Consider the following 15,121-nt stretch of genomic DNA (forward strand, 5'->3'; position numbering starts at 1 on the left):
GCTAGGCAACCAAACTGTCACTACCTACAGATATCGGGTGACCACGAAAACGAGGTGCGTGAGGGGTGATATCGATATCGTGCGGCATGGGGTGTTCGTGACCTAGAGCGTCGCGCGGGGAGGGGCGGATGGATGATCCTCGGCGATGGTGGCAATCGGTGTATCCGGCCGACTGGGGAGTGTTCGGCCTTGCTGACGACCTCGCTCGGGATCGATATACGGCGCTGCTCGCGGCGTTGGAGGAATTGTCTACGAGAGGGCCTATGTCCACTCTGGAGGAGATCTCCGAACGGATGCGCGGGGTCGGTTATCACGACCGGTTGCCGGAGGACGATCTGCGCGATGTCCTCGACCGACTCGCCGAGCGCGGTATGGCGGAGCCGTTCCGTGACTATGCGGCGCCGGTTCGGGACTACCGCGGTCTGATCGTCCGACAGGAGGCGTGGGCGCTCACGCGCAAGGGAAGGGGTATCGTCGCCGCGGTACGTGCGGCGGTCGTTGACGCACGGCGTGCGTTGCAACTGCCCAGCCGGCTGCTCGACAGCGTCGAGATGACGATCAGGGCCATCCTCGGCCATCTCATCGACGACACCGGGATCCTTCCGATGGATCTTGACGACGTGCGGACGCGCATCGATGAGTTGCAGCGCGTAACCGCAGACTTTTACACGGCACTCGCCCGGATGGTGCAGTCGGATGTCACCGATGATGAGTTCTTCGGGGAGAACCGGGATCGCGTCATCGAGGCGCTGCGCCAGTTCCCGCGGGAGTACGGTAGGGGGCTCGCCCGGGTCGAGGCAGCACTTGGAGATCTCCGAGAGGCGGGTCACCGGCGCGTGGCCGAGGCCGCGGTCCGGCACGCGGGGTTGATCGACGTCCGGGACCAGCAGCACTGGGTCGAGGAGCGGGTGCGGCGTCTGTCCGACCTGGAGGCGTGGTTCGCCGAGGACGGGACGGTTCACCGGTTGATCGCCTCCGCCACCGGTGCCGTCTATACGTTGCTCGTGGCGATCGACCGGAGGTATTCGGCCCGCCGCCGGGGCACAGATCTCGGTGCGGATTTCCATGCGCTCGCGCAGAGCCTGTTCCGGCAACCGACCGATGCGGAGGCCCGTACCGTCCGTGCGGCGGCGTTCGGAGACTGGCCCGCATGGCACGCTACCGTCGGCGGAGCCGAGGACGTCGCTCACGGGACGGTGGCGGCGTCAGGGGAGTCCCGCCACGTCATCGAGGTGACGCTGCGCGAGCATGAGAGGCAGGGACGGGCGAGCGGACGTCCGAGAAAAGTCCCGGACGCCTCCGCGGACCGTGCCTCGGCACTGGCCGCCGCAGCCGCGGAGGCAGAGCGGTGGCGCCGTCTTGCTGACCGTCTGACCACCCCGGGGGAGGTCGGGCTCGATCATTTCGCGGGTCTGGATGCTGAGGCCGCCGGGGTTCTGTTCCGGGCGATCGAGATCGCGTTGGCTCGCATCGATCCAGGCACCGGGCTCGGTACCGCCCACGCCGACGGAGCGAACGTGGTCGTCGAGGTGCGGCTCGGTGCGGACCACGTCTCCGTAACGGTTGGATTCGACGAAGGCAGGCTGACCGTCCGAGATCTGAGAGTCCGCGTGTTCCCGGCAGGAGCGCGTCCAGCCACGGCCGATGAAGATTGGCGGATCGCATGAGCGGGGCCCTGCTCGACCCGGATCTGAGCGAGGCCGCCCGTGCGCTGATCGCGACCGGGCGCTTGCGCGCGGAGATAGATCCAGAGACATACCGCCAGGCTGTGAAGGGGCGACGGGAGCTCGCCGCGTTCTTCCACGGTGAACTTGGCTGGACGCTCGAGGTTATCGAGGTCGCACAGCTGGTCCGGCTGCACAAACGCCGGATGGACGTCCCAGGCGACCGGGGCCCAGTGCTCGTTCGAGCTCAGGGCGAGGGGCGGCTGGCTCCGCGGGAGGTGCTGGTCTGCGAGGCGCTGATCTGCGAGCAGCTCTGGCGGCGCCCCAAGATGAGCCTTCGGGAGCTCCTTCAAGCGGTGGCTCAGGTGTGTGCTGCGGAATCCATGGCGGGGACGCTTCCGGAGTTCCAGGTTGTCGGGCAGGACGGCCCAGCCAAACGACGTGCGAGGCAGAACCGCCAGACTTTGGCGGACGCGTTGAGGCTTCTCGTCGATGAAGGCACGATCACCGTCGACGCGGATTTGGACCGGGTCGTCTCCGATGAAGAGGCGGACCTGGTGGTCAGCTCGTCGAGAGAACGATTGGCCGCGAAGTTCTCTTCGCTCTCGCCCGTCCTGCTCAGGCTCGGAGATCTCTCCGCCGACCGCCACGCTGCCGTTCTTTCCGCGGGTTCCCTTCCGGGTGAGGAAGGGAACGGCTTGGAGCTTCCGGATCTCGAAAACCGACGTCTGCGCCTAGTGCGCCGACTCGTCGACGATCCGGCTGCGGATCCATCGGATGACCCGACGAGCGGCTCCCCCTACCTGCACACGTTGAGCGGTAGAGAACGCGCGCTGAACGTCCTGTACTCGCTTGGGTTCGCCGTCTCCGTTCGACGGGACTGGTGGGAAGTCACGGATCCGACCGGAGTCGGGACGGCCATCGGATTCCCCGGTGGCAGGAAGACCGAGCGGCAGGCCGCCCTCGCGCTCCTCGCTGAACTACCGAGGCGCGAGCGGCCGGAAGAGATCTTGCCCCTCGACGAGATCGTTCAGATCTTCGCGCAGGCTCGTGAGTCGGTCCCCAGGTGGGCGGCGGCATATTCCGCGAGAGTCGCCGTGCTCGCCAGGGCCGCTGCGAGCGAGCTCGTCGCCGTCGGGCTGCTGCGCGCGGACTCCGAACGGCCGGACTCATGGCATCCGATGCCGGGAATCCACCTGTGGCGCGTCCGCGTCCGCCCCTCGAAACCAGTCGAGACCTCGGAGACCACGACATGACGATCTCGACCCTCCGCGGAGCTGACGACTTGCGGCTTGGGGAACCCGACACCGACGGCAGATGGCAGCCGACCAGAGCTGGCGTCGTCAACTCCTGGGCGTGGGCCGAAGAGGTCTTCTACTTCGCCGACGGCTGGCTGGCGCTGGCTGGGCCCAACGGGTCGGGTAAATCATTGACGGCTTCGATGCTCGTCACCGTGCTGCTCGACGCCGAGGTGTCTCAGACCGCGCTCTCGGTGTCCGGCAAAGCAAGTGGGACGCTGACCAGCCGGCACACCGACAGAAACGAACGTGAGGATCGGACCGGAGCCTGGTGGTTGGAGTACGGTCGGCATGATCCCGCCACGGGTGAGACGGAGTTCCTCACCACCGGTGTCTGGCTCAGATCTACCGGCAGCGAGCTGCAACGCGCGTTCTTTCTCGCTCCGGGCAGGGTCGGGCACGACCTCCTCCTGCAGCGCGACCGCGAGCCGGTGCGGATCGTGGATCTTGCTGAACAGCTGGCTGAGATCGCCGGAGAACTGTTCGTCTCCTCATCCGCACTACGCTCGGCCTCGACCGGGATTCTGGCCTCAGTCGGCGAGGAGCGGCACTTCAAGTCGGCTATCAGGACGCGACTGTTCGCGCCGCTGGATGAGGTGCAGTTCGACGCTCTGATCGGGGTGCTGCGTAGCCTGCGCAGCGTCCGCACAGCCGAGGCGATCTCACCGAATCGGATGCGTGAGGTTCTTACCGAGGCACTGCCCGCCCTGGATCCCGACCAGCTCAAGTTGATCGCCGAGGCGATGGAGCGCATCGCCGAGCTGGAGAACCAGCTCGAACGGGCGCGCACCGAAGCGGGTCTGCTGAACGACGCGGACCGACGTTACCGGACCTATCTGGGCGCGGTCGCGCAGCTCCAGGCGGCCGAACTGGTCAGAGCGGACAACGATCACGGCGATCTGACCAGGGAGGCACGTACCGCGACCGAGCGGAGAGACGCTGCCGTCGAAGAGAAGAGAGCTGCGGCGAGGGAGCGGGACCAGGCGGCAGAGAACGAGGCCGCGTTGATGGGCGAGATCGCGGCGGCGGACTCAGCGTTACGAGACCATGCCGGCGCAGAGCTTCCGCTACTCGAACAGCGTGCCGCTGAGCTGGCCGACACCGCTCGGACGGCCGAGGAGAACGCGGCAGAGGCCCAGGGCAGAGCGGAAGTGACCGCGCGGGAGGCTGAGGAATCGGCCGACGTCCTCCAGGAAGCCCAGAGCCACCTGGAACAACTGGTTCAGGGTCTCCGCAGTGAGGCAACTGTCCTGGGCGCGGAAGCGGCGCTGGACCGCATGATCGCTGTGCTCGGGGAACTGACTCACGCTGAACGGACTGTCGTCGTCGAAGCCCCGGACATGGACGAGCTCGTCAGTACTCCGCAAGCCTGGACAGAGGCCCGTACGGGGCAGATCGGGCGGGTTCGTGCGGCGCTGCGCGCGAACGAAGAGGCTCAGCACCGCGTTCGGGGGGCGGCTGATGACAGACGGAGGGCGGAGGACTCGGAGGACGCTGCCAGGGAATCCGCCGACGTGGCAGGCGGAGATCGCCTGTCAGCCGAAGAAGGGCTCCTGCTGGCTCTTGAGGAATGGGACGCGGCGAATCGCCATCTTGGACGTCCAGTTGCGGGGTTCGAGTTCGGCCGATCGGATGATGGAGAAGGGCGTCTGGCTCTCGGGGAACTGCGTGCCTGGCTGATGGAAGCGGCCGAGACGGCACGCGGCCGGATCGATCTCGCAGGACGAGAGCGGCAAGCCAGTGCCGATGAGGCGGTCGCAGCCGCAGCTCGTGCAGAGGCCGGGCGGGCACGGACACGTCACGCCGACGCGGCGAGCCGGTGGGAAACGGCTCGCTCGGCGCTGGCCGAGACGGAGGACGAAGCCGCCGATGAGGCAGCGGCCGACGCGGAGCGTGAGGCCCAGGCCATCGCGGAACATGAAGCAGAGTTCCGTCTGGCAGCGGAAGAGGTTGCGGAGGCCGAACTGAACCGGGCTGACGGACTGTCCGCCGTAGTGCAAGCGGGAGGGGAGTGGATCGCACGGACGGCGCGATGGCGGAATGCCCTTCGGTGGCTGAACGGAGACGACATCCCGATCCCAGAGCTTCCGTCTGCGAACGACGTACAGCTGGATCCGGCGGCGACAAAGCTCAGCGTCGTTCAGGCCCATGCCAGAGCTGACAGGGCGCTGCATGAAAAGCTGGCGCGGGCCCGGGAGACAGTCAATGGGATCGGCGATGAGATCGACGTCCTGGAAGCTGAGCTCGCCGAAGCCCGTCAGACACCGCCGCTGCCTCCAGCGCCGACCTGGCGTCGTCCACGCCCGAGTGACGGCGTTCCGCTCTGGGCGCTCGTCGACTTCGCACCGGACCTCGCCCAAGGGGAGGCGGACCGGATCGAGGGCGCGCTTCTGGTCGCCGGCTTGCTCGACGCTCTCGTCATGCCTTCAGGAAGGCTTGTAGCGGGTGAGCTGGTCCTTACTCCAGGAGGACCGATTGATGGGCGGACGCTGGCCGACGTGCTCACACCGGACGATGGAAGCCCGCTTCCGGCACCGCTGGTCGCCGGATTGCTTCGCGCGATTCCCGTCGGTCGTGCGGAGTCAGGAACTCTGACCCACGGTGTCCTGACCGCGGCATGTCCTGAGGGATACCGGTCCGCCTTCATCGGCCGTTCCGCCCGAGAGCGGGCGCGGCGTGAGCGCGTCGCGGCGCTCGAGAGTTGGCTCTCGACACTGGAGGGCAGGCTGGGAGAGGCGCGCGCACAGGTTCGCGAACGGCAGAGGGATATCTCAGAGGCGGAGGCCGAGGCGGATTCCTTCCCGGACTGGGATGCCCTTGCGGCGGCGCGGCAACGGCTGGCGGAGTTGTCCGACCTCGTGTCAGCGGCTCAGCGGTCGGCCGCGCACCGCAGGGCCGACGCCGATCTGGTTCTGGAGAAGAGCCGTGCCGACCTGGCCGCCGCCGCTTTGCGCCGGGAGGCCAGGATCGCCGCGGAGCGACAGGCGACTTTCCTCCTGGAGGAACAGGAACAGCAAACGGACGAGCAGGCCGAGGCCACCGCACAGGCGGCTGAGGAGAGTGCCGTGACCGCCGCCGAGAGCACACGGCTCCGGACGATCGCGGCAGAGGAACAAGCGGAGGCAGAGGCCGAGCATGCCAGGTTTCCTGGCGACCGTGTCACCGAAGCGGAAAATGCGCAGGCCGCTGAGGATCGGGCCGAGGAGCGTCTGATCGAAGCGCGGCGGCTCACCGTCGAGGCGATCGAGCGGCACCGCAAGAGCTCTGAGCATCTTCAGCAATCCCTCAAAGCCCTCAACACGGAGGCGAAGCTGCCGGACGGCTCGCTCCTGCCGACCTCGGGAGCCGCGCTCGACCATCATGGTGAGGAGAACAACCGACTGGTGCGATCCATCGACGGCTGCGCGGCCGCCGCCAGGCGGTGCTCCGACCTCCTCGACCGAGCACGCAGAGATCTGCGCACCGCCGCCGGCCAGGCGCAGGTGGCAGACCGGTTGGCCACTGCAGCGACCAACACCCGTCAAGAAGCGGTGACCGCACGCGCCACGGTCGACAAGATCAGAGCTCTGCACGGTGCCGAGTACCTGCATCTCATCGAGGTTAAAGAGACCCTCACCGGGCGACTGGCGGGCCTCAAAGAGAAGATCAGGACGTTGGACCTGCGGAAACAGGAAGCCGGGGAGCGGGCAGCCGCCGAACAATCGACGCTCAACGGCATCGCACCCCGGCGCGAGTCCTCTGAGATCCACAGGGAGGCATGCTTCCGCGCGTTCGCCCGTCTCGCCGAGGAACGTCTGGCATCCCTCCCCGACGACCTCCCTTCCGACTCCGCTGGCCGGCCCGCCCATCTCACGGCGGGCCTTGTCTGGGCACGCCGCGTCCTCTCTGATCAGCCACCGAGTACCGAGCGGATGAACACGCTCATCGCGAACCGCAATCGGGCGCATAGCGGGCTGGAGAACAGCGTGCGGACCGCGAGCACCGCTCTCGCGCGTTTCAACCGCCAGGTCACCCTCGCCACCATCGAGGGCACAGACTGGCGCCGCGCCGTGGTGGCCGACCCCGACGCCAGCCGGGGCGAGGACCTCGGGCAGGCGCTCCTAGCGTTGCGGGCGAGCATCGATCAGCTCGAAGGCGACCTGCGCGAGGATGTCAAACGAACGATGAAGACGAGCCTGTTCACCAAGCTCAGGAGGGATATTCTCGAACGTAAACAGGCGGCGCACGAGCTGGTCCGGCAGGTCCGGGGCACCCTGAAAAGGGTGCGCACAGGAGTCGCCGACGTTGGTGTCCAGGTCGCCTGGGATGTCAAGAAGGACGACGAGGACTCCCAGCGCATGGTCGACCTCATCACGAGCCCGCCATCCGATGAGACCTTCGACCAGATGTACTCCGTGCTGCGCCAGCGCATGGATGAGACCGTCGGCGAGCCATGGCTCGACCGGGTGGCGCACACCTTCGACTACCGGAGCTGGCACGAGTGGGAGATCACTGTCACCCACTCCTCATTCGGCGACGGCAGCTCGGAGATCTTCCGAAAGGTGACCGCACGCTCCAATCCCCTTGAGTCGCTGTCGACCGGTGAGCGGCGGCTGGCCACGATGCTGCCGTTGCTGGCGGCGGCTTGGTCCATGTACTCCGCTGAGGAATTCAAGGGCCCGCGCCTGCTGTCCATCGACGAGATCGACGCCGCCTTCGACGAACCGAATCTGAGGCAGATCCTCGGGCTTCTGCGCTCATGGGAGTTCGACGTCCTCGCCACCACGCCGTCGATCACGCCGATGATGAAGCGCGAAGCCGGTCGGGCCATGGTGCACCAGGTCGTGGCCGCCGGCCGCCGGCGAGTGACGATTCCCTGGCACTGGTCCGGGGAGGGTGAACCCCGGATCGTCACCCCCGAGCCTGCTCAGTGACCGCCGGATCACACATGTTCGTCGACGATCCCGTGTTCCTGCCCTTGTGGAAGGCCGTCCATGACCGCCTCTGCGCCGGTGAGGCCCCAGAGAAGATCGCGGCACTGCGGATTCGCGGTCTCACCGCGCCCGCCATCGCCGAACTGCGAACCTGCCTCGACACCACGGCCCGGCGACGAAGAGGACGCTCCGCCGTTGTGGTCGATGCGACCTCGGTCGTCATCCCATTTCGGGAGCTCCTGACCGCCTTGGAGATCGCCACCGAACAGGTGGCTGTTCTCGCCGAGAGAGCCACTGGTATCCCCGTGATCGACAAAGCGGCTCTCCGCCAGGGCGCCGCGGCTCTCCGCAAAGATCTCTGGGCCTACGCCGCCGAGCGGCTACCACGGCTCCCCAAGCTCACCACCCGGATGCGCATGGCCGGAGTCTCAAGCGACGAGGACGCCATCCGTCACCTGATCGACTCGCTCGCCCTCGTTATCGCGCTCCTGCCCTGCCGTCCGCCCGTCAGCTTGCCGAAGCTTGCACACGACGCCACAGGCGACCCCCACTACTTCGACCTGAACACTCTCAACGGCGCACGTCTGGTGGCAGCGGTCGCCGAGCTCGTCGGAGTCTCGGAGCCCAGGCGTCCAGATCATGTCCGGGCGTTGCTAGCGAGCAGGGGGATCACCGCCGACAGGCTCTCAGCAACGGTCCTGCTCCACAATGTCCGCGTCGTCGGCGATGGCCCGATCGACCGTCGATTGCGTGATGCGGCTGCCCCGGTGGCACTGACGCTCCTCGACCTCGTCGAGTACCCACCGGCCTTCTCCACCGCGGCACCCCTCACCGTCGTGGAAAACCCTTCCGTCCTCGAAGCAGCCATGGTCGCAGGAGCAACCATCCCTTTGGCGTGCACGAGCGGACACTTCCGAGGAGTCGATCACGCTCTCCTCCAACTCGCCCACGACCAGGGAATCCACCTTCGCTACGCCGGAGACCTCGATCCCGATGGTCGACTCGCCGCCGCCCAGGCGGCAGAACTCTACGGCGCCGAACTGATCGCGATGGAGGGCCTTCCCTCCGAGGCCATCTATCAGGAACATGACGCCATCCTCCGACGCCTTTTCTCAACTGAGGATGTCTGATGATCACGGGTATCAATCGATGCCGCGTCAACCGCCTCGACAAGGAGTCTGGCGGTTCGGTGCTGAAGACCAAACCTATTTCATCCTCCGATGCGAGACTCACTGTCCACGGCATGATCGGGAGCCGCAGGGTTGCGTCCAGAGGTTGTCATTTCCAGGAGCGATACCCCTGCGTCCACGGGGGTGATGTACGAGTTTGACCTGGGCAAGAGGCCTGGTGTTGTGAAATGGTGACGGCCTTCCCGTGACGCTTGACCAGCAGCATGCGGACCGCCTCCCGCGGGCCATCGGTGCGAGGATGGCGTTCTGCTCGCGGCCGAGCGCTTCACGGGCGGCGCGGCGGGCGTCAAGTGCGTCGTTCTTGCCGCTGCCCCGCCGGCTGACGCGTTTGGGGCGATCGGACTCGATGACCTGCCGGCTAGTGGAACGCAGGACACGGGCCGGCCGGAGCCGTGGCTGCGGGCCCTCGATCGCCCAGACCACCGTGGGGCCTGGCGCGTGTGCGGTGGCCCAGCGGACCAGGTGCGCATACCCGTCCGCATCGGCGGTGACGGTGATGGCGGCCAGCTCGCCGCCGACCGGGTTGACCAGGCAAGCGCTGTGGCTATCGCGGTGGGTGTCGACCCCGATGACGGCATCGACCGAGTCGGACAGCAGCGCCATATGCGGCTCCCTTTGACGATGTGAAGGCCTGGGCGAACTCGCCGCGCGGACACCTCTGTGAGGAGTCACGCCAGCAGCGCGGACAGGCTTCTGATCAAGTCAGCGGGGCGAACCAGGCCGGTAGCGGCGCGCGCCGGGGGACCGGACACGTCACGCGCTGGGGCCCCCGGGGCGGCCAGATCCTTCGTAAGTCATCCGAGATCACCGATACCGAGCCTGTCAGCGCTTCGCCTCAAGTGCCACCACCAGACTCACAGATCCTTCGAAAGCGCAATCCAAGATCCGCAGGCAGCGCTCATTCTTCCTTCGCCGTAGAGGTGGCTGAGAACTGTCCTCCTGACATGGGGCAGAGGGATGTCCATGTCAGATGCCGCACCTTGGCTCACACTCAAGCGACAGTTTTACCCACGGTCAAAGGCCGATCTTGGTAGCTTGATAGCGCCAACGATTGTGGGTCGAGATGGGGGCTTGTGAGCGCAGGCGTCAATTTCTTCGATGGCCGATCTGGCACAGTGGTTCAGGTTGGCACGCTCAACGGCTCGGTGGAGCTGGGCCAACGGACACGACGAGCGGTGCGGCTGGTACCCGCGATCACGTCGGTGTTCCGGGATCGGATGCCTGAGTTCGCGACGCTCGATGCGTGGGCCGAGCGCGCCGAGGAGGGTGGGAGCCGCCTGTGGAACATCACAGGACCGTCGGGTATCGGAAAGACCACGCTGGCACTGACCTGGATCAACGAGAACCGGCACCGCTTCGATCACGCTCAGATCGCGATGGAGTGCGGCGGTGGTCCGGGCGAAGGTCGTGGCCGGAGCGTCGAGGAGGTCTGTGACCGCTACTTCGCATTGGCCGGTATGGCGCAGGCGGCCGGCACCCCTGCCGCGAAGATGGAGTTGTTGAGTTCGCTGATCGAGGGAGAGAAGGTCGCTCTTCTCCTGGATGACGTGCAGTCGGCCGCGCAGGTGCTCCCGTTCCTGTCGAATCTACCTGGCGTGCTCGTCATATCGACAAGCCGGCTGCCTCTTGCCGGGCTCGCGCAGTACCAGCCACAGCGGCTGAGCCTGGCGTCGCTACCCGATGAGGCGGTCATGGAGATGCTGGTCGAGATCGTCGGGGCGGACCGGGTCGCGGCTGAGCCCGAAGCCACGGCCGAGCTCGTTCGGCTGTGCGCGGGGCTTCCCATCCTGGCCAGCCATGCCGCAGGCCTGCTGCACGACGACTGGGAGCTACGACTTTCCGACCTCACTCACCAGATGGCCGTGCAGGGACGCTTGACGGCCTTGGAAGCCGGGCACGACGATCCCATGGCCAGGCCGTCCGCGGTGTTCGAGGTGATGTACCGCGAGCTTGGCGCGCCGGCGGCTCAGCTCTACCGCGCACTCGGGCTGCACCCGGTCCGGGATTTCGATCCAGGGTTGGTGGCGGCGCTCTTCTCGGAGTCGCCCGGTGATGGCGTGGCAGGTCTGGAGCAGCTGAAGAAGCGTGGCATGGTCAAGTCAGATCAACGTCACCGCTACCTGATGGAGGACCTCACCTACGAGCATGCCGCGTTAGCAGCGCGGCGAGATCTCGATCCCGCAGTACGGACGTGGCTGCGCTCGCGCATCGCCGACTACTACCTGTACGGCGCCATCGCCGCGAGCAGGCATCTGTCGCAACGCTGGACGCTGAGCCCCCTCTATGAGCAAACGGCACCGTTCCCGCTTCCGGAGTTCGCCTTATCGGAAGGGCAACGGGATCCGATCGCGTGGATCGGTGACAATCTGGCCGCGATCATGGCCTGCATGGAGCGCGTCGGCCGCGTCTGGGAAGGGACCGGGTTGCCGCGAGGCTACCGGTGGCAAATGGCGGAAGCCACCCATGCGTACTTCACCGTCAGCGGACGGAGTGACGAACGCGCCACCGTTCTGGCTTGGGCCGAGGAGGATGCCGATGCGTGCCAGAATCCAGACGCGCAGGCGCGAATTCAGGCTCAGTGGGGCGAGATGCTGCTCGGGCAGGGACGGCTGGAGGAAGCCGAGCAGCGTTTTCAACGTTCTCTGGAGGCGGCGGAGGCGGGCATCGAATACCGGGGAATCGGCGCTGCCCTGGAATGGCTGGGCATCACCGAACGCCGCTGCGGCAATCCCGCGGCGGCCTTGGAGTATTTCGATCGCGCGATGCCGTTCCTCGATCCAGCCCGTCCGCGAAGTCAGGCGTTGCTGCAGATGCACCGAGGGGACGCCCACGCGGTCCTGGGCGATGTGCCGGCCGCGCTGGAACGCTATGCGGCGGCCACCGCGCTGTTCCGCCGGCTCGCCGACGAGGGCAGACGCGATCACGTCAACGAGGGCAAGGTGCTCATGGGACAGGCCGAGCTGCTCGTACGTGGCCGTCCGCGGCAGGCGCGCGCCCTGTTCGAGGAGGCGTTGACGCTGTTCCAGACCGCGCGCCGGCCCTATCAGGAGGCCAAGGTGTGGGAGGTGCTCGGCGACCTCGGCGACGGGGCGGCAGCGTGGCAGAACGCCCTTGAGCTGTACGAGAGCGTCGGTGCCCAGGAAGCGAGCGAGCGCGTTCGAGTGAAACTTCAATGAGCGTGGACCCGAAACGTTGCCCTGACGATGTGTTCTGATCCTGCGGCCAGGGTGAGCGGGCTGAGGGCGGTGATATCGTCCGAGCCATTGACAGAGCGTTCGGCTAATACGGCGAATACGAGTTCCGCGTCAGCGGGGTGGTCGATCTCGTTGAGAGTCACCTGCGTCAGCGAGCCATCTCGGCCTCGCAGACTGGCATTCTGCTCGTCATGAGCCACTGTGAGTTCGACACCTGGTCGATACTCGAAAACAGCGGCTGACCAGGTTTCCTCGTCCGAGGGAAGCTCGTCCCGCCTTATCTGGACGATGCTGGCCAGGCCGGCCAAGCGGTGGTCCAGCTCTCGATCGGAAGCTATCAGTATCCCGGCCGGGCCCGATCGGGTGATGGAGGCCGGCACTCGGTGGACGGCCAGGTCTCCCCTTTCGGGTCCCATGTGCTCGACGTGCGTCCAGAAGGACGAAGGAGGAACGTCATCGATCTCGGGAGCATCGACGGCCAGGAGCATGGGCTCGGTGTCAGGTGGCGCCTCGCCTGTCAGCCGGTAGATCTCTTCGCGGATCAAGTGAAGTGAACGTCCCGGCGCGGAACTGATCCACGTGGTGGCGACATCGCGGCAACGATCACGCAGTTCCTCAGCGCGACGCAACTGAGGCTCAAGGGGAGCGAGCGGGTCGAGCGTCGGTGCGACGGTCAGCAGCCTGCCGAGCGCGGAACGCGGATCGATCACGTCCAGACCGGTTTTGTCCAGGAGCACCGGCCGTCCGATGGCTGCCGCGTAAATGCCGACGGACCCATGGTCAGACAGCACCCAGTCGGCAGCGATGACCGCGGCTCGCCAGCCTTCTTCCGGGGGTAGGAGTAAGAGCCCGGCGCGCAACGCCTCGGCCAGCCACGCCTTGATCTGGAAGCTGCTGTGAGAGGCCCAGACATTGGGGTGAAGGATCAGCGCTACCCGGTACCGGTCGAAGGGCAATTCGCCGAGCAGTCGGGAAACGAGCAACGGGTCGATGCCGAAGAGAGAATCCTCCCGCCAGGTCGAGGCGACGGTGATCAGCCGCTGGCCAGGGCGGAGGTGGAAGGAGCGACGATAGTGGAGTCTGCGCGGCAGGCTCGCGAGCATCCGGTCGTAGCAGGGGTCTCCTGCGACAAACGCTCGGGAGATTGCATCGGGACACCCCTCGGCAAGTCGTTCGAACTGCTCGGGGTGGGAGAGGCCGATGGCTGCAGGGATTATCCGCTCGCCGTTCTTCAGAGTTTCAGCAGACAGACCGAAGACTGATCGCTGATCGCTGATCGCTGATCGCTGATCGCTGATCGCTGATCGCTGATCCCAGCGTTTATTGTAACCGTTTCCGTGAGGAATTCGCAATATTGGCGAGTTTATCTCATGAAGATTGTCGCCTAGGCTTGCTGTGATGACTGCGTGAAATTCAATCGCTCTTGCTTGTTCCCAGGACAGATGAAGAAGGCCGAGTCGCTGAATGAAAGTCTTCACTCCTGCGGGAAACATGGAGTCGCTGGTCTGCGTACAGAACAGTTGAATGCGTTGATCTTGGAGAGCGGGGAGAAGGTCCGCCAACCTCGTCGCGGCGGTGAGGCTGTGGATGACAAGAAGGACGCGTATCGATGTTCGAGCCGTCCGCCATGCCGTCAGGACCGAGCTGACCCGCCGGGCGACAAGGGGAGGATCCGCTACCCAGTCCGTCACAAGGGGTTAATCATAGCGGGGCGCAAGGGACGGATGATGTGATCTTGTCCTGTTCCTCCGAGAGCGGTGGCAGCCGGGTTTCGATCAACTTGAGTCTGGCGAGCAGTCAGCACCTCGCGATGGGATCTGGTTGCCCCGTGACGAGCGACCCGGGGCCTAAAGCAATCGCGGAGCGATTCAAACGGCATGTCGCTCAATCCCATGGACGAGTGGAGGAGCCGATGGCTCCGGCGGTGCGCCGATCTGCGGCGGCGCCTGACAAGTGCCGCGTAGCTGCCTGCATCGGGCTACGCTGATCGTGGGGTCGTCGGCTGGTCAATGGTCGCGAAACGGGGTGTCACAACGTTGGGACTCTTCGTCGACACGGCCGTCCGGGTGGGCACATCGCCTGTTTGCTTTCAGCGAAGCTCGCGGTCGTGGTTGACTGCATGGAGGCCCCGCGTGGAAGGGAACCGTATGGACCCGATGATCTTGGCCATCGCCTCGGCCCTTGGTACGGGAATGGCGACCGGTGCCGGCGAACGGGCAGGGACCGCATTGGCGACGCTGATCGGCCGAGTCCGTCAGCGCCTCACCGGAGCGCAGCAGAGCACGGAGGAAACGGCTGCGGCTCTCCACGAAGAGTTCGTTCGTGACCCGGCCTTCGCCGAAGAGATTCGTGCGTTGTGGCAGCAGGTCAACCAAGGGAACTCCTTCACCGGCACTGCCAAGAACGTCCTCCAGATCCAGGAGAGCAACGGGCCGATCACCCTCACCTGAGGGGCTGGGCCTGGTTCGGCGAGAGCGTCTGGAGGCCACCGGTCTCTGGTGGTGCGGATGCGAGATGCGCCACGGTCAGGGGCCGAGGAGGTCCTGCCATCATGCTGGACGGACGGTGGTGCGGACCATCAGCGGCCCAGTCGCCGACCGCCCTCGCCGCGGACATGTGGAGCATGAATCGTCGCCCAGTTCGATACTGCTCTGGTTGTCCTGAGGTGCCCCGTCGTCCTGGTCGGTCCAGCATTTCGCAGGCGGAGCCGTACACTTGATCGACTGGTGGACCCGCCTCCGGAAGATCATTAGCCGGAATGGGTACGACTTCTGTGATCAGTGTTGAGAATGCCTTGATGCGGTTCGTGTCGCAGATAACTTGCTGGGTTGGGCGAAGAAGGTCGAGTAGTGGTCAAATTTA

Annotated in this window: 8 protein-coding genes; 6 read left to right on the top strand and 2 right to left on the bottom strand. The window is 65.9% G+C overall.

The features are described 5' to 3' along the window. Nucleotides 1-158: 158 nt before the first annotated feature. From HII36_RS09745 to HII36_RS09760, 4 genes are read left to right on the top strand one after another with little or no spacing between them, the layout of a single operon-like run. Nucleotides 159-1,667 (top strand): DUF2397 family protein, encoded by a 1,509-nt coding sequence (locus HII36_RS09745; protein WP_217369338.1) that lies wholly within the window; start codon nucleotides 159-161, stop codon nucleotides 1,665-1,667. After that, nucleotides 1,664-2,920: a DUF2398 family protein gene (locus HII36_RS09750; RefSeq protein WP_173522769.1), complete on the top strand. Its 1,257-nt coding sequence runs from the start codon at nucleotides 1,664-1,666 to the stop codon at nucleotides 2,918-2,920. The genes HII36_RS09745 and HII36_RS09750 overlap by 4 nt, the downstream gene beginning before the upstream one ends. Next, the gene (locus HII36_RS09755) at nucleotides 2,917-7,875 is read left to right on the top strand and encodes an SbcC/MukB-like Walker B domain-containing protein (RefSeq protein WP_173522770.1); all 4,959 of its coding nucleotides are present in this window, start codon (nucleotides 2,917-2,919) and stop codon (nucleotides 7,873-7,875) included. Before HII36_RS09750 ends, HII36_RS09755 begins: the two co-directional genes overlap by 4 nt. Nucleotides 7,876-7,889: 14 nt before the next feature. Continuing rightward, nucleotides 7,890-9,005: a TIGR02679 domain-containing protein gene (locus HII36_RS09760; protein WP_173522771.1), complete on the top strand. Its 1,116-nt coding sequence runs from the start codon at nucleotides 7,890-7,892 to the stop codon at nucleotides 9,003-9,005. A gap of 99 nt (nucleotides 9,006-9,104) precedes the next feature. On the opposite strand, the gene HII36_RS09765 is transcribed toward HII36_RS09760, so the two are convergent. Next, nucleotides 9,105-9,668, bottom strand: coding sequence for an IS110 family transposase (locus tag HII36_RS09765; protein WP_173522772.1), 564 nt, complete (start codon nucleotides 9,666-9,668; stop codon nucleotides 9,105-9,107). A gap of 470 nt (nucleotides 9,669-10,138) precedes the next feature. Here HII36_RS09765 and HII36_RS09770 point away from each other — a divergent pair, with 470 nt between their 5' ends. Beyond that, nucleotides 10,139-12,241 (top strand): tetratricopeptide repeat protein, encoded by a 2,103-nt coding sequence (locus tag HII36_RS09770; RefSeq protein ID WP_173522773.1) that lies wholly within the window; start codon nucleotides 10,139-10,141, stop codon nucleotides 12,239-12,241. Here the strand turns inward: HII36_RS09770 and HII36_RS09775 are convergent. Next, entirely contained in the window at nucleotides 12,235-13,737 is a 1,503-nt protein-coding gene (locus HII36_RS09775; protein ID WP_173522774.1) for a hypothetical protein, read from the bottom strand. The two genes, HII36_RS09770 and HII36_RS09775, sit on opposite strands and share 7 nt — an antisense overlap. A gap of 669 nt (nucleotides 13,738-14,406) precedes the next feature. Between HII36_RS09775 and HII36_RS09780 the strand changes: the two genes are divergently transcribed. After that, nucleotides 14,407-14,709, top strand: coding sequence for a hypothetical protein (locus HII36_RS09780; protein WP_173522775.1), 303 nt, complete (start codon nucleotides 14,407-14,409; stop codon nucleotides 14,707-14,709). Nucleotides 14,710-15,121: the final 412 nt, after the last annotated feature.

Origin of the sequence: Nonomuraea antri (assembly GCF_013283785.1) — a bacterium.
GTDB lineage: Bacteria > Actinomycetota > Actinomycetes > Streptosporangiales > Streptosporangiaceae > Nonomuraea > Nonomuraea antri.

Coding starts and splice junctions, on each gene's coding strand:
- HII36_RS09750 (WP_173522769.1), top strand. CDS start 1,664: ATGAGCGGGGCCCTGCTCGACCCGGATCTGAGCGAGGCCGCCCGTGCG.
- HII36_RS09755 (WP_173522770.1), top strand. CDS start 2,917: ATGACGATCTCGACCCTCCGCGGAGCTGACGACTTGCGGCTTGGGGAA.
- HII36_RS09760 (WP_173522771.1), top strand. CDS start 7,890: ATGTTCGTCGACGATCCCGTGTTCCTGCCCTTGTGGAAGGCCGTCCAT.
- HII36_RS09765 (WP_173522772.1), bottom strand. CDS start 9,668: ATGGCGCTGCTGTCCGACTCGGTCGATGCCGTCATCGGGGTCGACACC.
- HII36_RS09780 (WP_173522775.1), top strand. CDS start 14,407: ATGGACCCGATGATCTTGGCCATCGCCTCGGCCCTTGGTACGGGAATG.